This is a genomic window from Streptomyces sp. NBC_01306, from assembly GCF_026340465.1.
In the GTDB taxonomy this organism is placed as follows: domain Bacteria; phylum Actinomycetota; class Actinomycetes; order Streptomycetales; family Streptomycetaceae; genus Streptomyces.
Genome location: NZ_JAPEPC010000002.1, coordinates 147,601 through 169,830, shown reverse-complemented (window position 1 = coordinate 169,830; position 22,230 = coordinate 147,601). Strand labels below are relative to the sequence as shown.

The following is a 22,230-nucleotide window of genomic DNA, read 5'->3' as shown; positions in this document are numbered from 1 at the left end:
TGTGTGGCAGGCCGTTCCGAGCTCTCTGGGCTCGGCACTGACTGTGGACCAGTGGTGGAGGGCCTCCGGGGGTGCGGAGTGCGAATCTCCGCTTCCGCCGACAATCTCCTGATGCGAGTTATCAAGTATTCACTTTTGCGTTCAGGGGGTCTACTGTCAAGCGTGGGTCGGACGGGCATGGCAAGCGCCGACTCTACGGTCAAGTGAGCCGTGCCACGTGTGCCCGGGCTTGTGCCCGCGAGTGATCGGCGGCCCGGGAGCCCCTGAGGTGGTAAGCCTGGTTGGCCGAGTTATCAATGATTAACTTTTGGCCGTGAGGTCCCTACGATGAGCCGGTACCCCGCCACGAATCAGGAGTCGCGTGACGTGACCGAGAGAGCCTGGCCCGCGGAATTCCGCAGCCATGTCAGGGAATTCATCCACACCGCGCTGCCCCCGGCCCTGGCCGGGGTGACCGGCTTCGCCGAGCGCGCTCGCGCCTACCGCGCAGCCCTGCACCGTGCGGGTCTGGCGGGCCTGGGCATCCCCGCCGAATTCGGCGGCCAGGGACTCGGCGAGGCCGAGGAGCGCATCTTCGCTGAGGAGTCGGCAGGGAGCGTCCCCGGCGAGGACCGGGTATTCCAGGTGGGCGCCCGCCTGGTGGTGCCCAGCCTCATCGGCCGAGGCGCCCACGACCTGGCCCGGGAGTTCGGACCGGGACTGCTGTCCGGCGAGATGATCTGCTGCCAGTTGTTCTCCGAGCCCGAGGCGGGCTCGGACCTTGCCGGAGTACGTACCCGCGCGGCGCGCACGAAGGACGGCGACTGGCTGGTCACCGGACAGAAGGTGTGGACCTCCTATGCCCAGTACGCGGGACTCGGCCTGCTCCTGGCGCGTACCGACGCCGAAGCGCCGAAACACCATGGCCTGTCGATGTTCCTCGTCGACATGGACGCCCCTGGCGTGGAGGTGCGGCCGCTCCGGCAGATGTCCGGTGACTGCGAGTTCAACGAGGTCTTCTTCGACGAGGTGCGGGTGCCCGCCGACCGGCTCGTCGGGCGTCCCGGGGAAGGCTGGCCGGCCGCCGTCGCGGTGCTCGGCCACGAGCGCGTGGGAGTCTCGCGCGGAGACGACAGCTCGCCACGCCGCCCCATCCCGTACGAAAGGCTGCTCGAACTCGCCCGGCACGGCGGGCGCGACAGCGATCCCGTGGTCCGCGAACGGCTGCTCGACGCCTTCCTCGGCCAGCGGACCGCAGCCCTGGTCAGTCGCCGGATCGCCGCACGTACCCTGGCAGGGGCCGAGCCAGGACCCGAGACATCGGTAGGCAAGCTGCTGCGCACCGCCAACGGCCTGCACGCTGCCCGTCTCGCCTCCGACGTCGCCCTCGGCGCGGGCGCGACCTGGGCGGGCGACGACACCCTGGCCGCGGACGCCGCCTTCTGGGTGCTGGACGCGCCCGGGATGGCGATGGGCGGCGGTACCGACGAGATCCAGCGCAACACCATCGGCGAGCGGGTGCTCGGTCTGCCGCGTGAGCATTCGGTCGAGCGGGGCGTCCCGTTCCGCGACCTCGTCCGTACCCGGGAGGGGCAGCAGTGATTCCGTATCCGCTGAGTGAACTGACAGACGAGCGCGCCGAGTTGGCCACAACTGTCCGTAAGCTTTTCGAGCGTCACTGCGACGAGCGGCAGGTGCGCGCCCGGATGGAGCGGCGTGAGGGCTTCGACCCGGCAACGCACCGCGAACTCGCGGAGACGATCGGGGTGTTCGCGCTTCAGGTGCCCGAGGAGTACGGCGGAGCGGGCTTCGGGCCCGGTGATCTGCTGCCGGTCTTCGAGGAGGCCGGGCGAGCGCTGTACGGCGGCCCTCTGCTGTCCAGCACGACCGCCGCCGCGGCCCTGACGGCCATCGGGGACCCACAGGTCTGCGCCCGGCTCCTGCCGGACATAGCAGCGGGCCGCACGGTGGCGACCCTCGCGGGGATGGACGGAGCTCCCTCCCCGATAGCCGCGGCCCGCGACGCTGCCGGCTCCTGGACGCTGACGGGCGCCGTGGAGCCGGTGCTGGACGGAGCCGACGCGGACCTGCTGCTGGTCCCGGCCCGTACGGGGGACGAGGTCGGGCTGTTCGCCGTCGCCACCGACGGCTTGGCGCGTACTCCGCTGCAAGGCCTGGACATGACTCGACGTCAGGCCGTGGTGATGCTCTCGGGCACCTCCGCCGAGCAGGTCGCAGCCGGCCCCGCCGCGGAGGCCGCATTGCGTGCGGCCCTCGACCACGCGGCCCTCGCAGTGGCCGCCGAGTGCCTGGGCGCTGCCCGTCGTTGTCTGGAGGATGCGGTGGCCTACGCCCTGACCCGGCACCAGTTCAGCCGGCCGATCGGCGGATTTCAGGCGGTCAAGCACCGGCTCGCCTCCCTGTGGGCCCGGACGGAGGCAGCGGGCGTGGTGCTCCGCTCCGCGGTCGCAGCGCTCGACACTGCCGGTCGTCCCGAACCCCTGGACAGCGCACACGCCTTCATCGCCTGCGTCGACGCCCTCGACGGGTGCGCCGAAGGCACGATTCGGGTGCACGGTGGCATCGGGTTCACCTGGGAGCACTCCGCGCACCTCTACTTCCGGCGGGCTCGCGCCGCGCAGACCCTGCTGGGTCCACTGTCCGCACATCGGGCCCGCGTCGCGCGGCTCGCCGGACTCGACGCCGCGTCCGCGGCTCACCCACAAGGAGAACCCGCACGATGACCGTCACTCCGCACACCCCGGGACCGCTGAAGCTGGACACCACCGCGATCGGCGCTCCGTCAGAGGTGATCGAGGCAGCGGTGGCCGCCGAGCGGCGTGGGGTCGACCGGATCCTCATGTCGGAGACCGCCCACGAGCCGTTCCAGCCCCTCGCCGTCGCCGCCTCCCGCACCTCGGCCATCGAGGTCGGCACCGGCGTGGCCATCGCCTTCGCCCGCACCCCGATGACTCTGGCCTCCAGCGCATGGACGCTGCAGCAGCTCTCCCGCGGCCGCGCCGTGATCGGCCTGGGCTCGCAGATCAAGGCGCACATCACGCGCCGCTTCGCGATGCCGTGGTCCAGCCCGGCGGCCCGCATGAAGGAGTTCGTCAGCGCGACCCGCACGATCTGGAACAGCTGGCAGACCGGCGAAAAGCTGCAGTTCCGCGGCGAGTTCTACACGCACACACTGATGAATCCGCTGTTCGACCCGGGCCCGCTGGAACAGGGCGAGCCGCTCGTACTCATCGCGGCCGTCGGTCCACGGATGGCCGCCACGGCGGGTGCGGTCGGCGACGGTGTGATCTGCCACCCCTTCAGCACAGTGCCGTACATCACCGAGCAGCTCGCTCCCGGCGTGCTGGAGGCCCGTGCCGAGGCCACGGCCGATGGAGCACCCTGGACCACGCGGCCCTTCGAGATCACCGGCAGCGTCCTCACCGTGACCGGCCGCACCGAGGAGGAGTACGGGCACTCCCTCGCGGGCATTCGCGAGCGCATCGCCTTCTACGGCTCCACGCCGGCGTACCGGCCCGTGCTGGAGCACCACGGCTGGGGCGCACTCCAGGAAGAACTGCACACCCTGTCGTTGCAGGGCCGCTGGAAGGAGATGGGGCAGCTCATCGACGCCGACGTCCTGAACGCCTTCGCCGTGGTCGCCGAGACCCCGGCCGAGGCGGGCCGGCTCGTCCGTGAGCGCTACACCGGTGTGTACCACCGGGTGTCGGTATCGCTCGCTGCCCAATCCGACCCGGCACTGGCGCTCGACATCCTCGACGGAATCCGGAGCTGACCGACCACCTCTCCCGGGAAGGGAAGTACGCCATGGGTCCAACCGTGCTTTACGAAGTCGAGGGCGCTGTCGCCACCGTCACGATCAACCGGCCGCAGCGCCGCAACGCGGTCAGCATGCGGGTCTTCGAGGAGCTGCGCGCCGCGCTGGAGCGTGCGGCGGGCGATGCGGCCGTGCGGGCACTGGTACTCACCGGTGCCGGCGACGACTTCTGTGTCGGCGCCGACCTGACCGGAGCTCCGGAGAGCCGGGTGCTGACGGGTGAGGGCCGGGAGGCGGACGAGCGGCGACTCGTACAGGTGGCGGGCGCGGTGCGCCTGCTGCGGGAGTGGGACAAGCCGTCCGTCGCCCTGATCCGCGGCGGCTGCGCCGGTGCCGGGATGTCGCTCGCCCTGGCCTGCGATCTGCGGTACGCGGCCGACGACGCGGTGTTCAACACCGCCTTCCTCACGGTCGGGCTCACCGGTGACCTGGGCATCGGCTGGCTGCTCACCCAGGCCGTCGGCCCGGCCAGGGCCCGTGAACTGATGCTGCTCCCGGAAAAACTCACGTGCTCACAAGCGCTGTCCGTGGGTCTGGTGACCGCGGCCGTCGCAGCCGATGAGCTGGCCGGCGCAGCGGGCTCCGTGGCGGAGCGGCTGGCTGCGGCGGCCCCACTCGCGGTCGCCGGTGTCCGGCGGAACCTGGACGACGCGGTGAGGCTCCCGTTGGACGGCTACCTGCCCCGCGAGGCACGGAGGATCGCTCACGCGGCGTACTCCGAGGACGCGAAGGAGGCCCGCGCCGCCTTCTTGGAGAAACGTGCTCCGGTGTTCACCGGCCAGTGAGCCCGGGGCCCCGCGCCCGGCGCACCCGTATCGCACGGGACCGGCCGCCCCTGCTCAGTCCGGCGGCATCCATGGGAAGTCGTCCAAGGGGTCCCGGGCCGGGGAGAACCAGCGTAGGTAGGGGTCGGCCAGGCCGAGCAACTGATCATGACGTTGACCGTCACCGCAGAGGCTGGCTCCGACCACGTACAGGGAGTTGCGCCGAGCGAGGGGGCCACGCAGAGCAGGGAGGTCGAGTGTGGTGGTCGCCAGCAAACCGGGTGCCTCCGTGAAGACCCATGCCACCGGGCGTAGGCGGGAGGCTTCCTGGAGCTGGGCGACGAAGAGGGATCGGGCCCGGGTGGTGAGGTAGCTGAGCAGCGACGCGGTGAACACGACCACCGGCTCACGGCCCGGCAGCTCGGCGAGTATCCGAGCGGTGTCCATGGTTGCTTCGCCCGTCACCACCTTCGTAGCCGCGGTGGACGCCGCGAGGTCGATGGCGCCCCGCAGGGTGGCGAGTTCTTCGATCTGCTCGGGCCAGATGAACGCTTCCAGCCAGGCTCGGGCATCGGGGTCGGACAGGTCGACCGGACGTTGGTCGATGCCGATGCGCCGGGTGATCTCCGGTGCCGTCCGGAGGATGTCGGCGCCGGATGAGCCACGGACTTCGCAGGACACGACAACCGAGGACGCAGGGGGCGTGGCTGTCGCTTCGCCGTTGAGGCGGTAGTCGTAGTGGTCGAACAGCAGGTTGAGCCCGGCACTGGCGCCGACTTCGACAAGGGCGACGGGACCCGGCCAGTGGCGGTGTACGTGATCGACACCGAGGCGCAGGGCGACACATCGGCGGATCTCGTTGGTCTGGGTGGACCGCTGCGACAGAAGGCAGGCCAGCTCGTCGCGATGCCGGCCGCAGAAAGCAGCGAACGTCGACACCAGCTGGTCGTCGACCGCCCGGCGCCCACCATGAATGGGGTAGTAGGCAGCCAGCTCCGAGCCTCGGCGTGATGCGAGAAGCAGGTTCACCGCAGCGAACAGGAGACTGGGGCGGCGCTGCTCTTCCGGCGTATCGAGAAGAAGAGCGAGAAGGCTGGGGTCACCCGCGACGCCTTCGCTGAGGGTCTCGTACACGGGGGAGCGGCCGGCACCCTGTGTCGCGCCGAAGAACCGGAACAGCCGCTGGAGCCGTTCGGCTTCCGCTGCCCCTGGAGGCTGCTCATCTCGTGTCACAGGACTTTTCTACCGTCCTGAAGGGCTCCCGACGCCCGAACGGAGCCACATACCTTGATCACGACTCCGGACAGGCCCTTCCGGGCGCCGTCCTGGGGACACCGCGCGCGTACTGCGGTTCCCCGTCAGTCCAGCTCCTGCCGAGCCGGTTGCTGGGCCGGGAGATCTTTGGCGGCTTCCAGCGACGCAGGGGACGGCCGGGAGATGAAGTTCTCGAAAGCGTCCATCCCGAGCATCAGCAGCATCATGAGGACGGGGAGGCATAGGGCTATGAACACCATGGAACCCTCACGGAGGTAGTAGGGACCATCTGCTCTGCACTGTTCCTCAGTGTGCAGCCGAACGGACCAATACGCTCGTCGGGCCGGAGCCCGCAGGTCAGGAGGGGCCGGTCCACGCGGCAGCTTCGTTGCCGCTCAGGCGCAGGAGCCGCGTCCGTACCTCCCGCAGTGTCCACCCCGGTACGGAGACCGCCATGAGGTACCGGGAGGCGGTCGACGATGCGGTGGCTGATACGGAAGACGGAGGATCAGCGCATCCGGGAGAGGCGGGCAGGGCGCGGTGCCGGCCGTTCGGGTGGAGAGTCGGGCGGGTCCAGCGCCGACATCCGGTAGCGGCCCGTTGCGGGCAGCGGGATACGGACCAGCAGGTCATCGAGCCGTCGTCGGCCAGATGGCTGGACCGTACGCCGTACCCGTACGGCAGATCCCAGTCCAGATCAGCTGGCCGCGCAGCGGAACGGCGCTCCAGCCTGTGCCCAGGACCGGTCTCCCCGCCATCGTCGCCCCGGAGCACGCGGACGGTGAGCCGTGCACGGGACCTGGGCGGCCGCACCCCGGCCGTGCTCGGGCCTGCTCCGCTTGCGCGGCAGACGGCCCCTTGCCGACGCCCGTCACAGCGCGCCGCAGCCGGCCGGGCGTCGAGCCGGGCCGGGCCCCTACCGCGTGGCGAGTTCCCGTACCGTCGCCATGTCGCTGAACGGGAGCAGCTCTTCGTTGACGATCTGGTAGGGCTCGCTGCCCTTGCCCGCGATCAGGACGATGTCGCCGTCCCCGGCGGCGGACAGGGCGAAGGAGATCGCCCGGCGGCGGTCGGCGAACCGCTCGAAGGTGGTGCCGCTCGCCATCAAACCCGGGACGATCTGGTCCATGATCGCCCGGGGGTCTTCGTTCCTGGGGTTGTCCGAGGTCAGGACGCACAGATCGGAGTAGGTGCCGGCGATCTTCCCCATCGGGGCGCGTTTGGTGACGTCCCGGTCCCCGCCACAGCCGAAGACGGTGATGACCCGGCCCGAAACGTAGCCGCGGATGGTGGTCAGCACCTTCTCCAGCGAGTCCGGTGAGTGTGCGTAGTCCACGATGACGGATGTGCCGTCCGGGGTCTCGTAGCGTTCGAACCTTCCCGGGATCGGGGGCATCAGCTCAAGTGCGTCGACCAGTCCGGCCAGATCGTGCCCGATGAGGTGGCAGGCGGCGACAGTGGCCAGTGCGTTGGAGACGGAGAACCGTCCGGGATGGGGGATCGCGGCCGGATACTTGTGGCCGGCGTGGTGCAGGGTGAAGCGGGTGCCGACCGCGTCCATGGTGAGGTCGGTCGCCCGGTAGTCCGCCTCTGCGTCGATGCCGTACGTGACGGCCGCGCCGGGCATCATCGCCCCGATGGCCGCTCCGAGCGGATCGTCGGCGTTGACCACCGCACGCCGGCACAGTCCCTGGAACAGACGGAGTTTGGCGTCCCGGTAGTTCTCCATGGTGCCGTGGTCGTCCAGGTGATCCTGCGTCAGGTTGGTGAACACCCCTACGTCGATGAATGAGTGGTCCAGACGGTGCGTCAGCAGACCCATCGACGTGGCCTCCAGCACGACGGTGGCGACACCGCGGTCGCGCATGCACCCGAGCAGATACTGGAAGTCCGGCGACTCCGGGGTCGTCAGTACCGACCTGGGCATCGGAATCAGCTCGTCGCCGATCCGGCTGCCCGCCGTCCCGATGACCCCCACCCTGGCGCGCTCGGCGATCCTCAGCACCGACTCGACCATGTACGAGACCGACGTCTTCCCGTTGGTGCCGGTGACGGCCACCATGTCCATCTGCCGTCCGGGCTCGCCGTGGTACCGGGAGGCGACGGCCGCAGCCGCCTTGCGCGTGTCCGGCACCGCCACGACGCACACGCCCGCGTCCGACGCCCAGGTCGGGGCCGGAAGTGGTGGTGCCGCGGAGTCGACGAGTACCGCCACCGCGCCGCGTGCGACAGCCGGTCCGACCGACTCCGGGCCACCCTCGCGGTGACCGGGTACCGCGATGAAGAGGGATCCCGGAGCGGCGCGGTGAGCGTCGAAGCACGCGCCCGCGGTGATCCTCGTCTCCGGATCGCCCGCAAGGACTTCATGGTCGTGCCCGGCGAGCAGCTCGCTCAACTTCACAGGGGTCCTCTCGGAAATGCACCGGCTGCCGGTCGTCCGGCAGTCGGCGCGCAGGTGGCGCACAGGGCGCCAAGGAGTGACGGAGCAGGAGATTGGGGCGAGGACAGCCACAGTGCGGTGGCAGAGGAGAAGGAGGGGGGAGAGGCGGGGAACGGGTTCCGCAGACAGCAAGGCGGAACGATCAAGCCGAGATCAGCGCTGAGAACTGCCCGGAATCGCTAGCCGTGGCCGTGCAGCGCGCGGCAGCAGGCCGCCGGCATGTTCACCGGATTGACGGCTGTCGCATGTGCGGCGGCCGGACACAGGGCATGAGCGGCCTGAAACCGGCACTCCCTCACTGCACATGTGCGACCCATGTAGGGAGTGTACGTCCGGCCGGGCGGGCGATCTCCCGAAGTGCCGCCCTGATCTTGGATGGTGGGTGTGTCGTCTCGGCGGAACCGGAGTCGCGATCGGTGACGAGAGGTCGGCCTGGTCCTCTCCCGCCGGCACCAATGGTCCAGGTGGCGTCTACACGGTGCTGCGTGTCGGCACGGTCATCATGACAATCACCGGCACTGACACCGACGACCAGGCGTTCGCCACCTCCCGGCTCGAAACGTTCGCGGGAATGATGGCCGAACGAGCGCAGCAGGCGCAGAACGGCCACAAACCGACCGTGTACGTACGCGAAGCCTGAGACAACCCGCCGCGTAGGACGCGGCAATCGCATCAGCGTAACGCGTTCATGGGCCGTCTCCATCCCCGTCGGCAGGCCTCATTCCAGGAACCGAGCAGCGAGCTCTTCCAGCGTTGGACCGGAGCCAACGAGGCTCCTGTGCGCGAAAGGCGCCTGACGGGCAAAGGGCCAGGTCAGGCGCCTTCGACGCGTACGCCCGCACAGTGTTCCTGAGGGCCCGGTGAACATCAGAGGGCGGGCGGCTACGACGAGGCGGCGAGAGCGGTCACCTCGACACGCATTCACTCGATGGCGACCGCGGCGACCGCGACGCAAGGGGGCAGCTTGAGGCTCTAGAAGAAGCCCAGCTTCTTCGGGGAGTAGCTCACCAGCAGGTTCTTCGTCTGCTGGTAGTGGTCAAGCATCATCCGGTGGTTCTCCCGCCCGATACCGGACTGCTTGTACCCGCCGAAGGCCGCGTGCGCGGGGTAGGCGTGGTAGCAGTTCGTCCAGACACGGCCCGCCTGGATGGCGCGGCCCGCGCGGTACGCGGTGTTCATGTCCCGGGTCCATACGCCCGCGCCGAGTCCGTACAGCGTGTCGTTCGCCGTGCTGATCGCGTCGTCGAAGTCGGAGAAGGATGTGACGGCGACGACCGGGCCGAAGATCTCCTCCTGGAAGACCCGCATCCTGTTGTCGCCCTCGAAGATCGTCGGCTGTACGTAGTATCCGCCGGCCAGTTCACCGTCGTACTCGATCCGCTGTCCGCCCGTGAGGATCTTCGCGCCTTCCTGCTGGCCGATGTCCAGATACGAAAGGATCTTCTGCAGCTGGTCGTTGGACGCCTGGGCGCCGATCATCGTGTCCGTGTCCAGCGGGTGCCCCGGCAGGATCTGCTGGGTGCGGGCGATGCCCGCCTCCAGGAACTCGCTGTAGTGACCGCGCTGGATCAGCGCACGCGAAGGACAGGTGCACACCTCGCCCTGGTTGAGCGCGAACATCGTGAAGCCTTCGAGTGCCTTGTCGCGGAAGTCGTCGTCCGCCGACCACACGTCGTCGAAGAAGATGTTCGGTGACTTGCCACCGAGTTCGAGCGTGACCGGCTTGATGTTCTCGGAGGCGTACTGCATGATCAGCCGCCCGGTCGTGGTCTCGCCGGTGAACGCGATCTTCGCGACCCGCGGACTCGACGCCAGCGGCCTGCCCGCCTCCGAACCGAAGCCGTTGACGATGTTGACCACACCGGCCGGCAGCAGATCGGAGATCAGACTCATCCAGAAGTGGATGGAGGCCGGGGTCTGTTCGGCGGGCTTGAGGACCACCGCGTTCCCCGCGGCCAGAGCCGGTGCGAGTTTCCACGTCGCCATCAGGATGGGGAAGTTCCACGGGATGATCTGGCCGACCACGCCGAGCGGCTCATGGAAGTGGTACGCGACGGTGTCGTCGTCGAGCTCGCTGAGCGTGCCCTCCTGGGCGCGCAGCGCGCCGGCGAAATAGCGGAAGTGGTCGATGGCCAGCGGGATGTCGGCGGCCAGCGTCTCGCGGACCGGCTTGCCGTTCTCCCAGCTCTCGGCGACCGCCAGCTCCTCCAGGTGCGCTTCCATCCGGTCGGCGATCCGGTTGAGGACCGTGGCCCGGTCACCTGCCGCGGTCCGGCCCCAGCCGGGGGCCGCGGCGTGTGCCGCGTCCAGGGCGCGCTCGACATCCTCGGCGGTGCCGCGGGCGATCTCGGTGAACGGCCTGCCGTTGACCGGGCTCGGATTCTCGAAGTACTGCCCGCGGGCGGGCGGGACGAACTCCCCGCCGATCCAGTGGTCGTAGCGCGACTCGTACGAGACGATCGCGCCCTCGGTGCCCGGTGCTGCGTAACGGGTCATGTCAGTGGCCTCCCGGAATCCGCGCCGCCCGCCGTTGGACGGCGCTCGGAGCCGAGGGTAGGGACCACGACGTTGCAACCACGTTGCGACGGCGGGGGAGTGTGCGCGACCGCGCGGGCCTGCGTCGCGGCGGGCCGGACCCTGATCGACCGCCCCCTGATCAACCGCCCTCCGATCAGCCGCCCTTGATCATGTCGGCGCACTTCTCGCCGATCATCATGGTGGTGATGCAGGGATTCACCGTCGGCAGGAACGGCATGACCGACGCGTCGGCCACCCGCAGCCCGGTGACACCCTTCACCCGCAGCTGCGGGTCGAGGGGGGAGTCCGGGTCGTCGGCCGCACCCATCCGGACGGTGCCCGCCGGGTGGTAGACGGTGTTGTGGGTCTCGCGGATGTACGCGAACAGCTCGTCGTCGGAGCGTGCGGCGGCCCCCGGCGCCAGTTCCGTACCGGCCCATTCGGCCATCGCGGGCTGGGAGACGATCTTCCGTGCCAGCCGCAGCCCGTAGGTCATCACCCGGATGTCGTGCTCGTCGGTGAAGTAGCGCGGATCGACGCGGGGCTTGTCGCGGAAGTCACGGGTACGCAGACGGACCGTGCCCATCGAGCGGGCCCGGGTGACGTTCGGTGTGAGGCAGAACGCGTTGTCCGTCGTCGGATAGCCGCGCCGGTAGGTGTTCATGTCGAAGGGCACCGAGCCGTAGTGGAACATCAGGTCGGGCCGGTCCAGATCCGGTTCGGTGTCGGAGAAGATGCCGATCTCCCACCACTGGGTGGAGGAGGTGACCATGGGCTGCTTCGCCTCCCACATGATCACGCCCTCCGGGTGGTCCTGGAGATGGGAGCCGACACCGGGGGAGTCCACCCGTACGCCGACCCCGCTCTCGCGCAGATGCCCGGCCGGTCCGATGCCCGACAGCATCAGCAGCTTCGGCGAGTCGATGGCCCCGCAGCTGACGATCACCTCGCGGCGCGCGGTCACCGAGCCGCTGTGGATCGTGTCGGGCTCCAGGTACTCCACCCCGGTGCACCGCTGGTCCGCGTCGAAGAGCAGCCGCTTGGCCTGGAGGCCGGTCCGGATCTCCAGATTCGGCCGGTCGGCGAGCACCGGGTGCAGATAGGACACCGAAGCCGACGAACGGGTGCCGTCCGCACGGGCGTTGATCTGGAACCAGTGCGCCCCGCGCACCACGGTCGTCCCCGTGTTGAAGGGCGTACGGGGAATCCCGGCCTCCTCGCACGCGTCCAGCAGCGCCGCACCGCAGGGGTCGGCCGGCGGAACGGTACGGATGGTCACAGGACCCGAGCGGCCGTGGTGGTCACCCGGCGCGTCATTGCTCTCCAGCCGCCGGTAGAGCGGGAAGCAGTCCGCCGCGCTCCATCCCGTACAGCCGAGCGCGCCCCACTCGTCGAGGTCCTCGGCCGGTGCCCAGAAGGCGATGCAGGAGTTGTGCGACGAGCAGCCGCCCAGCACCTTGGCCCGGGCGTGCCGCATGAAGCTGTTGCCGTTCTCCTGCGGCTCCACCGGGTAGTCCCAGTCGTACCCGGACTCCAGCAGGGCCATCCAGCGGTCGAGCCGCAGCACGTTGTCGTCGCCCGCGTCCGACGGACCGGCCTCCAGTACGCACACGGTGACCGCGGGGTCCTCACTCAGCCGGGCGGCGACGACCGCGCCCGCGGTACCGCCGCCCACCACCACGTAGTCGTATGCCCGGCTGGCGTCGGGGCGCTCGGGCGTTTCCTCGGACATGGCTGCTCCAGATCAGGGGTTCCGGCGGGGGGAGGAGGAGAGAAAGGACTGGTGGGGGCAGTGGTGCAAGGGGGCAGTGGTGCAGGGGGGGCGGCTGGTTCAGACGCCGGGCGGCTCCGGGGTCTCCAGGACGGCGCGGTGCGCGTCCAGTACGCCGGTCTTCTTGCGCTGGATGAACCAGTAGTACGCGAACCCGCCGCCGCCGACGATCCCGATGAAGACGAACGCACCCCACTGGAGATACCAGTGGTGCGGGCCCGTCGCGTTGTAGACGGCGCTGCGCGGCCAGGCGAGGTTGAGCGACATACCGAAGCCCCACAGCACGGCGAAGATGTTGACGGGGAGTCCGAACCGGCCGAGCGTGAAGCGCCCTTCGGCGGGCTCCCAGGTACCGCGCAGACGCCGGATCAGCATCGGGGTGGTGACCAGCAGATACGCCACGTAGATCATGATGATCGCGATACTCGTGATCACCGAGAAGATCTGCGGCTGGTTGATGTTGATCACCAGGATCACGACACCGACGATGCCGATGATGATCGCCGGAAGGACCGGGGTCTTGAAGCGCGGGCTGACCCGGGCGAGCAGTGACGAAGCCGGCAGACAGTTGTCGCGGGCCATCGCGAACGCCAGCCGGATGCCCGCCGCGTGCACCGCGAGCTCGCAGACGGTGATGGCGATGACCACGCACCACAGCACGATCTGGCCGATCGTCGAGCCGAGCGTGGAGAGCACCACGTACTGCAGACCGTCCGTGGCCAGCTTCTTCGAGGTCAGGCTGGGCACGGCCAGCAGCGCGAACAGCAGGATGAGCCCGCCGAGCAGGAAGGAGAAGAACAGGGCCCGCAGAATCGCCCGCGGGGCGTTCCGGCTGGGATCCACGCTCTCCTCGCCGAGCGAGGACGCCGTGTCGAAGCCGTACATCACATACGCGGAGGCGAGTGAAGCGGTCAGGAACGCCCGGAGGTAGCCCAGGGTCTGCCCCGAACCGATGCCGTACGTCTGGGTGATGGCGGAGGGCCCCCGGGTGATGTGCGCGGCCAGCAGGATGATCAGGACGACGGCCGCGATCAGCTCGACCATGACACCGGCGGAGTTGATCCTGGCCATCAGCTTGACCCCGAAGGCGTTCACCAGGGTGGTGAAGAGGATCAGGACGCTGCCCAGCAGGACGGCGTTCTCCGCCGCGTCGGTCTTGCCGCTGCCGTTCCCGACGAACTGGAAGGTCGACGAGATCTGCGGCAGCGTGATCTGGTACGCGAGTGCCACGGCAGCCAGCGACACCATCGTCGCGGTCAGCATCATCCAGCCGCCGAGCCAACCGATGTGCGGGCCGCCGAGCTTCTTCGCCCAGTTGTAGACCGAGCCCGCCACCGGGTACCGGGCGGCCAGCTCGCAGAAACAGAGGGCCACCATCAGCTGGCCGATGAAGACCATCGGCCACGACCACCAGTAGGCGGGCCCGCCGAAGCTGACACCGAAGTAGAACAGCTGGAAGGTACCGGTGAGGATCGAGATGTAGCTGATCCCGGCGGCGAAGGTGTGGAAGTTGCCGAGGGTGCGCTTGAGTTCGGGTTTGTAGCCGAACGCCGAGAGCGAGTCGTCGTCGTCCTGGCTCTGCGTGCGGGCCTCGCTCCCGGGATCCGGCGCGGTGCCGTCCCCGCCGGATCCGCCGGCGCCCTTCCGGTTCACTCGAACCACCTCAGCGGACGCGGTGACAGATTGCGCCACACGTGCTTGGCCTCCTGATACTCGGCGAGCCCTGCGGGGCCCAGCTCGCGCCCGAAACCGGACTGCTTCATTCCGCCCCACTCGGCCTGCGGTACGTACGGCTGGAAGTCGTTGATCCACACGGTGCCCGCCCGCAGCCGGGACGCCACCCGGTGGGCCCGGCCGACGTCCTGGGACCAGACCCCGCCGGACAGCCCGTAGACCGTGTCATTGGCGAGAGCGACGGCTTCGTCCTCGTCGCGGAACCGCTCGACGGTCAGGACCGGGCCGAACGACTCGTCACGCACCACGGACATCCCCGGGGTGCACTCGTCCAGCACCGTCGGCAGGTAGTAGAAACCGGAGTCCAGCGCCCGGTCCTCCGGCCGTGCGCCCCCGCACCGGAGCACCGCGCCCTCGGCGATGCCGGCCGCCACATAGGCCTCCACCTTCTCGCGGTGGGCCGCCGAGATCAGCGGACCGGTCCGCGCGCTCTCGTCGAAGGGGCCGCCCAGTGGGATGGCCCGCGCCCCGGCCACCACGTCCTCGATGAACCGGTCGTGCAGCTCGTCCTGGACGAGCAGCCGTGCGCCGGCCGAGCAGACCTGGCCCGAGTGGAGGAACACGGCGGTCAGGGCATAGTCCACGGCGCTCTCGTACTCCGCGTCAGCGAAGACGATGTTGGGGTTCTTGCCGCCGAGTTCCAGGGCGATCTTCTTCACGGTGGGGGCCGCGGCGGCCATGATGCGGCGTCCGGTGACCAGCCCGCCGGTGAAGGACACCATGTCGACCCGCGGGTCCTCGGTGAGGGGTGCGCCCACGGCCGGTCCGGTGCCCAGGACGAGATTCGCCGCCCCGTCCGGCAGCCCGGCCTCGGTCAGCAGCCGCATCAGGAAGATGGCGGTGTGCGGGGTCAGTTCGCTCGGCTTCAGTACGAAGGTGTTGCCGGCGCCGAGCGCCGGCGCGACCTTCCACGCGGTCTGCAGCAGCGGATAGTTCCAGGGGGTGATCAGCGCGCACACACCGACAGGTTCGTGCACGATCCGGCTGTCGACACCGGGGTCCCCGGTGTCGACCACCCGGTCGGTGCCGCCGGCCGCCACGAGATTGCCGAAGTAGCGGAAGCAGTTGGCGATGTCCGCCATGTCGTACTCGCTCTCCACGAGCCGCTTCCCGGTGTCCAGGGACTCGGCGCGGGCGAGCGTGTCCTGGTCGCGTTCGATCAGGGCGGCGACCCGCAGCAGCAGGGCACCCCGCTCGGCGGCCGGGGTGGCGGGCCACGGACCGTTGTCGAACGCCTCACGCGCCGCGGCGATCGCCGCCGACGCGTCACTCGGACCCGCCTCGTCGACCGTCGCCACCAGCGTGCCGTCGGCGGGGCAGTGGATCTCGCGGAGCCCCCCGTCAGCGGCGGCCGTCCAGGTCCCGCCGATGAAAAGCTCAGGCATGTGGACTCCTCCGGTTTTGGGCGTCCGGCTTGCGCGTGGACACTCCGTCGGCGGTTCTTTACCGACCGACAGTGCTTTACCAACCGACAGTAGGGAGCACCGGGCCTCCGCGCAGTACGGGCGAGGCAGCCGGGGGAAGCGAGCAGTGGTCAGGAACCCTGCCAGGAGTCCAGTTCGCGCACCCGCGACACGGCGGACGACCGCTGCCGGGCGGGCAGCGCGGTGGCGAGCGCCCGCCAGACGGGGAGGTCGTCCTCGCCCCACGGGCTGTACGCCCAGTCAGCGAGCAGCCCCGGATCCCCGCGTGCGATCAGTGCCTCCCGCAGCTGGTCGGCGAGCCGCCGGCGCAGCCGGACCACCGCGGGCGCCCGCGACGCGGGCAGCAGCGGACCGGCGTACGCGTTCATCGCCGAGGTCACTGCCCCGGACGCCAGCAGCCGTGCCACCCCCGCGAAGTCCGTGTCGACGGGATCGGCCAGCCGGTAGGGACGCGACCGCAGCAGCTCAGGGCCGAGCAGCCCGCGCAGCCGGAACAGCTCCGCGCGCAGAGTGACCGGGGTGACCGTCTCGTCCTCGTACAGCTCGACGAGCAGTTCGTCCCCGGTGACGCCTTCCGGGTGCTGGGCGAGCACCGTGAGGATCTCACTGTGCCGTCGGCTGAGCCCGTACTTGAGGCCGCCCACCACGAGCAGTGCCGCGTCCCGCCCGAGCACCGACAGCTGGACGGATCCGGCTGAGGGCGGTGGCGCGAGCAGTGCGAGCTGCGATTCGGCGGCCCGTGCGACCGCGCTGACGAAGGCCAGGCTGTGCGGATGGGCGAGCCGGTCGCCGCCGGTGATGTCCACGGCGCCCAGCAGCCGCCCGGTGCCCGGATCGTGGACCGGCGCCGCGGCACAGGTCCACGGGTGGACGGGCCGCTGGAAGTGCTCGGCCGCGAAGACCTGCACGGGACGGTCCACGGCGATGGCGGTGCCGGGCGCGTTGGTCCCGGTCGCCGCCTCCGCCCAGCGCGCCCCCGGTACGAAGTTCATCAGCCCCGCCTGTCTGCGGGGTGTCGCGTGCCCCTCCACCCAGAGCAGCCGCCCATGTGCGTCGCACACCGCAAGCAGATGCTCGCCGTCCATCGCGTAGGCACCCATCAGCTCGCGGAACAGCGGCATCACCCGGGCCAGCGGATGGCTGTCCCGGTACGCGGCGAGCCCGTCGTCGGACAGCTCGACGTGCGCCGTCCCCTCGCGGCTGACCCGTGCGCGGGCCGAGCGCCGCCAGGACTCCGCGACCACGGCCCGCACGGGGCGCTCGACCCGCCCCGCGGCCGCGAACGACTCGTACGCTCCGCGCAGCGCCCTGCGGCGCCGCGCGGGATCGGCCCCTGCCTCCAGAGCCACCCATGTGTCGGTCAACTCGGCCTCCCCGGCCCTGCGGTGCACCGGACACGGCCATCGTCGCCCCGGCGGCGGGACCGGGCAAGCGTCCTGTCAGGCGAGGTTGACCAGCCGCAGGTAGCGGACCCAGTCCCAGTGCGGACCGGGGTCCGTGTGGTCGGTGCCCGGGACCTCGACATGCCCGATGATGTGGGTGCGGTCCTTGGGGATCGAGTACCGGTCGCAGACGGACGCGGTGAGCGCCGCCGACTTCTCGTACAGGGCGTCGGTGAAGTACTCGGGCTTGTCGACCCAGCCCTCGTGCTCGATGCCGATACTGCGGGTGTTGTAGTCCCAGTTCCCGGCGTGCCAGGCGATGTCGTGCTCCCGGACGCACTGGGCGATGTATCCGTCGGACGAGCGGACCACATAGTGGGCGGTGACCGCCTTCGCCGGATCCCGGAAGATGGCCAGGGTGTTGGTGAAGGTCTCCTGGGTGACGTGGATGACCACCCGGTCGATCTTGTACGCCGACGGACGGGTGGACGCCGTGTAGTTGGCGGTGGATGCGGGCATCCAGTGGGCGGTCGGGTAGTCGGTGTCCGACGCGCTCTCGGCCTCTGCGTCGGTCGCGGGCAGCAGGATGCTCGCGGTGGCCACGAGCGCCGCGCTCTGCAGCAGCCGTCTGCGGCTGGGACCTGATCCGTTGCGTGCCATCTGGCTCTCCTGGGGTGGGGGGAACGGGTACGTCTGTGGCGGTGCGGTCAGGCTGAGGTCAGGGCCGGGGGAGTACCGCAGCCGTCTCCCTGAGATGACGGTGCAGACCGCGGTGCGGTTCTCCGGACGGCAGCCATTCCTTGCGGATCTTCGCGACACAGGTGTAGTTGGCGTCGCAGACGTTGGCGAGCGGGGCCTCGCCCGCCTGGGAGAGGAGCTGGTACGCGTCCAGTTCGGACAGCCCGTAGTCGCGTGACAGCCACTGCACCAGGTCCAGTTGCGATATCCGGAAGGCGTCCTCCAGCGGGCGGGCCGAGCCGGTCGACATCAGATGGGTGTCCGACTCCAGCCGGGGCCACGGCGTCGCCACGCCCTTCAGGAGTTCGACCACGACGACGGTATTCATGGCGCACTCCACGGCCACCCCGCAGGTCTCGCCCTCACCCTGCCTGGCGTGCCCGTCACCGAGGCTGAGCAGCGCGCCCTCGACGTTCACCCCGAGGTAGCAGGTGACGCCCGCGCGCATCTCCGGGGTGTCCATGTTCCCGCCGTGCGCGTCGGGCACCAGCGCGGAGCGCACCTCCAGATTGGCCGGGGCCACCCCGACCGTGCCGTGCATCGGGTCCATCGGCAGGGCGATCTCGAAGTCGCTGTCGCGCGCCCGGAAGAGGCAGGTGCGCCGCTCCCGGTCCAGCTCCCACATCCAGACGACCTCGGGCAGCGGTGGCTGCAGGGTGGCCGTCGTGTGGGTGGAGGTCAGCGCGCCGAAGAGCGGGACGGTCGTCGACGCGGCCCAGTCGCGGGCCGGTTCGACCGATACGAAGTGCACGGCCACCGTGTCGCCGGGCTCGGCGCCCTCGATGTGGAAGGGGCCCGTCTGCGGGTTGAGGAAGGGGAACTCGCAAACCTCGGACACCAGGTCCTTCTCCGACCGCACCCGGCCGGCGAAGCAGTCCTCGGTGAACAGATCAAGGACGGTGCCGGGCGCGATGCGTGCCACCGGGGCCGCCCCGCCGAACGTCCAGGCGTACTCTCCCTCGCCGGGCCGCACCGTCAGGATGCGCGGATCAGTCATGCGGGTAACTCTCCTGTCTCATCGGTTGTGTTGCCGGTCATGGCGGCGCCCTTCCCGGTCGGGGCGCCGCTCTCCTGCGGACTGTGGACTCCGGCGGGGTCCGGCGGCCCGTCCAGATGCACCCGGCCCGTCTCCGCGAGCCGCCCGGGATGCCTGCGCACCAGCACGGCCAGCACCACCACGCCGGCCAGCATCCAGCCGCCGACGACCGGCCCCGCGTACGAGACGGGCGGCTTCAGCGTGGAGACGAAGTCGAAGGCCGGGATCCCGGCCGCCGTCAGGAGCGCGGGGACGAAGGCGGCGATGCCCAGCACCGGGAAGAGCAGATGCGGCACCGGGCGGAACAGGTCGCGCCTGCGCCGCAGGAAGTATCCCGCGCAAGCCAGATTGACGACGATGTACACGCCGATGACCACCGTGACGATGACCGTGGCGAGCAGCGCGAAAGCGGTCTCCGGGCCGTACGCGAGACCGAGTCCGAGCACCGCGGCCACCGCGACGGCGAACTGCACGGCGACCCCGGTGACCGGGGAGCGGTGGCGCGGATGGACACGGGCGAACCGGCGCGGGAACACGCCGATCCGCCCCAGCGCGAAGGCGGTCCGCGTCGACACGTTCGCGCACGCGTTGGCGTTGGCGACGGTCGAGTTGACGATCGCGAGGAAGAGCAGCACCCAGAAGAGCCCGAACGAGGCGCGCGCCACGCCCTCCCAGGACGCGGCACCCGAAACGCCGAACCCGGCGAACCGGTCGGGGCCGAAGTACACGGACATCGCATAGGTGGTCAGGACGTAGAACAGACCGATCGCGAGCGCCGCACCGAGGACCGCCCGCCGCATGGTGCGCCGCGGATCGCGTGCCTCCTCGGCGAGCGGCGCGGCCGCCTCGAACCCGGAGAAGGCCAGCACCGTGTAGACGGACCCGGCGAAGACACCGCCGACCCCGGTGTAGCCATGAGCGGTGTGGGAAGTGCCGAACACCGAAAGGGTGTTGGCGTCCCCGGCCTTCACGATCAGCAGTACGGCGAAGACCAGCAGGACAAGCACCTCGAAGACGCCGAGCACCGTGCCGAAGCGGGCCGATGCCCGGACACCGTAGAACCCGGCCAGGGCGATGATCACCGCTCCGGCCAGGGACCACGGCCACCACAGGGCCGTCGGGTACGAGGGCCACTCCTGGTGCAGGGTGCCCGCCGTGGTGAAGCCGAGCTGGAGCAGCAGCAGGGCGGGCACCAGCGCCTCGACGAAGACATAACCCCAGCCGACCAGGAAGCCGACCGCCGGGTGCAGGCCCTGCGCGGAGTACGTCGCGACCGAGCCAGCGGCGGGCAGTTGCCGTGCCAGCTCTGCGACGCACGAAGCGGTGAACAGACAGGCGACCAGCGCCACCAGCACCGACAGCGGCAGGCTGCCGCCCGCGAACGCGGCGCCCGACGGGATCGACGCCGCGACGGCCGCCGCGGGAGCCATGGCGGTGATGCTCTGGAAGAGGACCTCGCGCAGCCCGATGGCGTCGCGTCGCAGCCCTGGAGCTGGTTCTCCTGGTCCTCCCGGCTCTCCCGGTTCTCTCGGCATTCTCCGACTCCTGGTGTCTGTCGACCGGCACGAGCCCCGCGCGCCATACCGTACGGGCAGACGCGGGAGGGGAGGAAGGGGCCGATGCGCCCGCACCGTAAGGGAGTTGTTCCGTACGGCCGGCGCACGGGACCGTCACTCGCGGTGCTCCTTCCCGCGCAGCAGTGCGTCCGCGTCCGAGAGCGTGGCCCCGATCCGGTGCAGAGCCGGTTCGTCCACGGCGAGCGGCGCGTACCGGGGGCCCCGCGCGGTGTCCCACCGGCGTGCGACCTCGGTGGCGTCCTCGCCGAGCAGCAGCCCCGCCGCCTGGGCCGCCGCGCCCAGCGCCACCAGCTCCTTCGCCACGGGCACCTGGACGGGCCGCCCCGACAACCGCCGTACGGTCTCCCGCCAGGCGGCGCCCTGGGCACCGCCGCCGATCAGCAGCAGCGGCGCTCCGGGGTCCGCGTCCTGGTCCAGGACCCGGTCCAGGGCGGCGAGCAGCGCGTAGACCGCGCCGTCGTAGGCGGCCTGGAGCAGCTGGCCGCCTGTCGTGTCGTGGCGCAGCCCGTACATCAGGCCTGCGGCGTGCGGGAGATGAGGGGTGCGTTCGCCACCGAGGAAGGGCAGCACCACGGAGCCGCCGCCCGCCTCGACGGCCTCCCGGTCGAGCTGGAGCAGCGTGGCGATCCGGTCGACCGCCAGGGTGCAGTTGAGGGTGCAGGCCAGCGGCAGCCAGTCGCTCCGCGCGTCGGCGAAACCGGAGACCGTGCCCGAGGGGTCGACGGGCCGCTGCCGCGACACCGCGTACACCGTGCCCGAGGTGCCGAGGCTGAGCACGGGCCGGCCGGGGCGCAGCCCGAGGCCCAGCGCCGCCGCGGCGTTGTCACCGGTGCCCGGCGCCACCACGGTGCCCGGGGTGAGCGGCAGACCGGGCAGTGCGCGCACGGTGCCCGCCGCATCCGACGGACCCGCGACCTCGGGCAGCAAGTCGGGGGAGAGGCCCGCGAGCTGGAGGATCTCCTCGTCGTACGCCTCGGTCCCGGTGGCCCACCAGCCGGTGCCCGAGGCGTCGCCCCGGTCGGTCGTACCCCGGCCGGTGAGTCGCTCCGTGAGGTAGTCGTGCGGCAGCCGGACCGCCGCCGTGGCGCGGGCCGCGTCCGGTTCGTTCTCCAGCAGCCAGGCCCACTTGGTGACGGTCATCGCAGGCCCCGGCAGGCTCCCGGTGCGCCCGGCCCAGGTGTTGGCTCCCAACTGCCCGATGAGGCGCTCGCTCTGCGGTGCGGAGCGGACGTCGTTCCACAGCATCGCCGGGCGCACGGGCCGGCCGGCCGCGTCCAGGGTCACCAGCCCGTGCTGCTGTCCGCCGACCGAGATGGCGGCGGCCCGGACCGCTGCGGGTCCGCACTGCTGGAGCGCGTCGGTGAGCGCCCGCCACCACTGCTCGGGGTCGCTCTCGCGCGCGCCGTCGTTGCCGGTGACGGTGTGCGGGGCCTGGCCGTGCGCGACGACCTCGCCGGTCGCGGAGTCGACGACCAGCGCCTTGGTCGACTGGGTGGAGGAGTCCACGCCGATGACCAGGGGGCCTTCGGGTGCTGTCATCGATCTGCTCCGCTCTGAGGGGCCGGGCGCCGGCCGGCGTTCCGGCGGCGCCCTGGATACTAATTTGTTAGGCCTCATGACGAAATAGGTCGTCGGCCGAGCGGTGTTGACCTTTCGGACTGCGGACCGATCCGCGGCTCGAACCGCGGATCGGTGCACCCGGGACGGGGGAGCGCAGCCGCAATCCGCCCCCCTGAACCGGCCCGGACTACGTTGCCGCAGGTCAGGCTGTTCGTT

General features: G+C 70.5%; 17 protein-coding genes and 1 pseudogene. 5 read left to right on the top strand and 13 right to left on the bottom strand.

Annotated features, from left to right (window positions below; translation table 11 throughout):
* Nucleotides 1-366: 366 nt before the first annotated feature.
* From OG385_RS33995 to OG385_RS33980, 4 genes are read left to right on the top strand one after another with little or no spacing between them, the layout of a single operon-like run.
* Nucleotides 367-1,581, top strand: coding sequence for an acyl-CoA dehydrogenase family protein (locus OG385_RS33995; protein WP_266861654.1), 1,215 nt, complete (start codon nt 367-369; stop codon nt 1,579-1,581).
* The gene (locus OG385_RS33990) at nt 1,578-2,723 is read left to right on the top strand and encodes an acyl-CoA dehydrogenase family protein (protein ID WP_266861652.1); all 1,146 of its coding nucleotides are present in this window, start codon (nt 1,578-1,580) and stop codon (nt 2,721-2,723) included. The genes OG385_RS33995 and OG385_RS33990 overlap by 4 nt, the downstream gene beginning before the upstream one ends.
* Nucleotides 2,720-3,775 carry a TIGR03617 family F420-dependent LLM class oxidoreductase gene (locus OG385_RS33985; protein WP_266861650.1) on the top strand — a complete coding sequence of 352 codons (1,056 nt, stop codon included), beginning with the start codon at nt 2,720-2,722 and terminating at the stop codon, nt 3,773-3,775. The genes OG385_RS33990 and OG385_RS33985 overlap by 4 nt, the downstream gene beginning before the upstream one ends.
* Before the next feature lie 32 nt (nt 3,776-3,807).
* The gene (locus tag OG385_RS33980) at nt 3,808-4,602 is read left to right on the top strand and encodes an enoyl-CoA hydratase/isomerase family protein (protein WP_266861648.1); all 795 of its coding nucleotides are present in this window, start codon (nt 3,808-3,810) and stop codon (nt 4,600-4,602) included.
* Nucleotides 4,603-4,656: 54 nt separating this feature from the next.
* Here OG385_RS33980 and OG385_RS33975 read toward each other — a convergent pair whose 3' ends face one another.
* The 4 genes and pseudogenes from OG385_RS33975 to OG385_RS33960 all read right to left on the bottom strand — a co-directional run bounded on the left by OG385_RS33975 (nt 4,657) and on the right by OG385_RS33960 (nt 8,236).
* Nucleotides 4,657-5,814, bottom strand: a complete 1,158-nt coding sequence (locus tag OG385_RS33975; protein ID WP_266861646.1) for a DUF2332 domain-containing protein — start codon at nt 5,812-5,814, stop codon at nt 4,657-4,659.
* 125 nt (nt 5,815-5,939) lie between these two features.
* Entirely contained in the window at nt 5,940-6,095 is a 156-nt protein-coding gene (locus OG385_RS33970; protein ID WP_266861644.1) for a hypothetical protein, read from the bottom strand.
* A gap of 251 nt (nt 6,096-6,346) precedes the next feature.
* Nucleotides 6,347-6,534, bottom strand: a pseudogene (locus OG385_RS33965) (pentachlorophenol monooxygenase); the annotation flags it as partial.
* A 217-nt stretch (nt 6,535-6,751) separates the two neighbouring features.
* The gene (locus tag OG385_RS33960; RefSeq protein WP_266861642.1) at nt 6,752-8,236 is read right to left on the bottom strand and encodes a UDP-N-acetylmuramoyl-L-alanyl-D-glutamate--2,6-diaminopimelate ligase; all 1,485 of its coding nucleotides are present in this window, start codon (nt 8,234-8,236) and stop codon (nt 6,752-6,754) included.
* Nucleotides 8,237-8,777: 541 nt separating this feature from the next.
* Between OG385_RS33960 and OG385_RS33955 the strand changes: the two genes are divergently transcribed.
* Nucleotides 8,778-8,915, top strand: a complete 138-nt coding sequence (locus tag OG385_RS33955) for a hypothetical protein (protein ID WP_266861640.1) — start codon at nt 8,778-8,780, stop codon at nt 8,913-8,915.
* 332 nt (nt 8,916-9,247) lie between these two features.
* On the opposite strand, the gene OG385_RS33950 is transcribed toward OG385_RS33955, so the two are convergent.
* From OG385_RS33950 to xylB, 9 genes are all read right to left on the bottom strand, one after another.
* On the bottom strand, nt 9,248-10,771 hold the full coding sequence (locus tag OG385_RS33950) for an aldehyde dehydrogenase family protein (RefSeq protein WP_266861638.1): 1,524 nt from the start codon (nt 10,769-10,771) through the stop codon (nt 9,248-9,250).
* 175 nt (nt 10,772-10,946) lie between these two features.
* Complete coding sequence (locus OG385_RS33945) at nt 10,947-12,524, bottom strand: GMC family oxidoreductase (RefSeq protein ID WP_266861636.1); 1,578 nt, start codon at nt 12,522-12,524, stop codon at nt 10,947-10,949.
* Nucleotides 12,525-12,623: 99 nt separating this feature from the next.
* Nucleotides 12,624-14,216 (bottom strand): APC family permease, encoded by a 1,593-nt coding sequence (locus tag OG385_RS33940; protein ID WP_266861634.1) that lies wholly within the window; start codon nt 14,214-14,216, stop codon nt 12,624-12,626.
* Entirely contained in the window at nt 14,213-15,682 is a 1,470-nt protein-coding gene (locus OG385_RS33935; protein WP_266861632.1) for an aldehyde dehydrogenase family protein, read from the bottom strand. The genes OG385_RS33940 and OG385_RS33935 overlap by 4 nt, the downstream gene beginning before the upstream one ends.
* 149 nt (nt 15,683-15,831) lie before the next feature.
* Nucleotides 15,832-17,085, bottom strand: a complete 1,254-nt coding sequence (locus tag OG385_RS33930) for a GAF domain-containing protein (protein ID WP_266861630.1) — start codon at nt 17,083-17,085, stop codon at nt 15,832-15,834.
* Between the two features lie 75 nt (nt 17,086-17,160).
* Nucleotides 17,161-17,763 (bottom strand): N-acetylmuramoyl-L-alanine amidase, encoded by a 603-nt coding sequence (locus OG385_RS33925; RefSeq protein WP_266861628.1) that lies wholly within the window; start codon nt 17,761-17,763, stop codon nt 17,161-17,163.
* 58 nt (nt 17,764-17,821) lie between these two features.
* Complete coding sequence (locus tag OG385_RS33920) at nt 17,822-18,838, bottom strand: acetamidase/formamidase family protein (RefSeq protein WP_266861626.1); 1,017 nt, start codon at nt 18,836-18,838, stop codon at nt 17,822-17,824.
* Nucleotides 18,835-20,412: an APC family permease gene (locus OG385_RS33915; protein ID WP_266861624.1), complete on the bottom strand. Its 1,578-nt coding sequence runs from the start codon at nt 20,410-20,412 to the stop codon at nt 18,835-18,837. Before OG385_RS33915 ends, OG385_RS33920 begins: the two co-directional genes overlap by 4 nt.
* A gap of 135 nt (nt 20,413-20,547) precedes the next feature.
* The gene (gene xylB / locus OG385_RS33910; protein ID WP_266861622.1) at nt 20,548-21,993 is read right to left on the bottom strand and encodes a xylulokinase; all 1,446 of its coding nucleotides are present in this window, start codon (nt 21,991-21,993) and stop codon (nt 20,548-20,550) included.
* Between the last annotated feature and the right edge of the window lie 237 nt (nt 21,994-22,230).

What these genes read in the sequence shown, in the direction of transcription:
- OG385_RS33980 (WP_266861648.1), top strand. Translation starts at nt 3,808, where the DNA reads ATGGGTCCAACCGTGCTTTACGAAGTCGAGGGCGCTGTCGCCACCGTC.
- OG385_RS33970 (WP_266861644.1), bottom strand. Translation starts at nt 6,095, where the DNA reads ATGGTGTTCATAGCCCTATGCCTCCCCGTCCTCATGATGCTGCTGATG.
- OG385_RS33925 (WP_266861628.1), bottom strand. Translation starts at nt 17,763, where the DNA reads ATGGCACGCAACGGATCAGGTCCCAGCCGCAGACGGCTGCTGCAGAGC.
- OG385_RS33950 (WP_266861638.1), bottom strand. Translation starts at nt 10,771, where the DNA reads ATGACCCGTTACGCAGCACCGGGCACCGAGGGCGCGATCGTCTCGTAC.
- xylB (WP_266861622.1), bottom strand. Translation starts at nt 21,993, where the DNA reads ATGACAGCACCCGAAGGCCCCCTGGTCATCGGCGTGGACTCCTCCACC.
- OG385_RS33945 (WP_266861636.1), bottom strand. Translation starts at nt 12,524, where the DNA reads ATGTCCGAGGAAACGCCCGAGCGCCCCGACGCCAGCCGGGCATACGAC.
- OG385_RS33920 (WP_266861626.1), bottom strand. Translation starts at nt 18,838, where the DNA reads ATGACTGATCCGCGCATCCTGACGGTGCGGCCCGGCGAGGGAGAGTAC.
- OG385_RS33985 (WP_266861650.1), top strand. Translation starts at nt 2,720, where the DNA reads ATGACCGTCACTCCGCACACCCCGGGACCGCTGAAGCTGGACACCACC.
- OG385_RS33955 (WP_266861640.1), top strand. Translation starts at nt 8,778, where the DNA reads ATGACAATCACCGGCACTGACACCGACGACCAGGCGTTCGCCACCTCC.
- OG385_RS33935 (WP_266861632.1), bottom strand. Translation starts at nt 15,682, where the DNA reads ATGCCTGAGCTTTTCATCGGCGGGACCTGGACGGCCGCCGCTGACGGG.
- OG385_RS33915 (WP_266861624.1), bottom strand. Translation starts at nt 20,412, where the DNA reads ATGCCGAGAGAACCGGGAGAGCCGGGAGGACCAGGAGAACCAGCTCCA.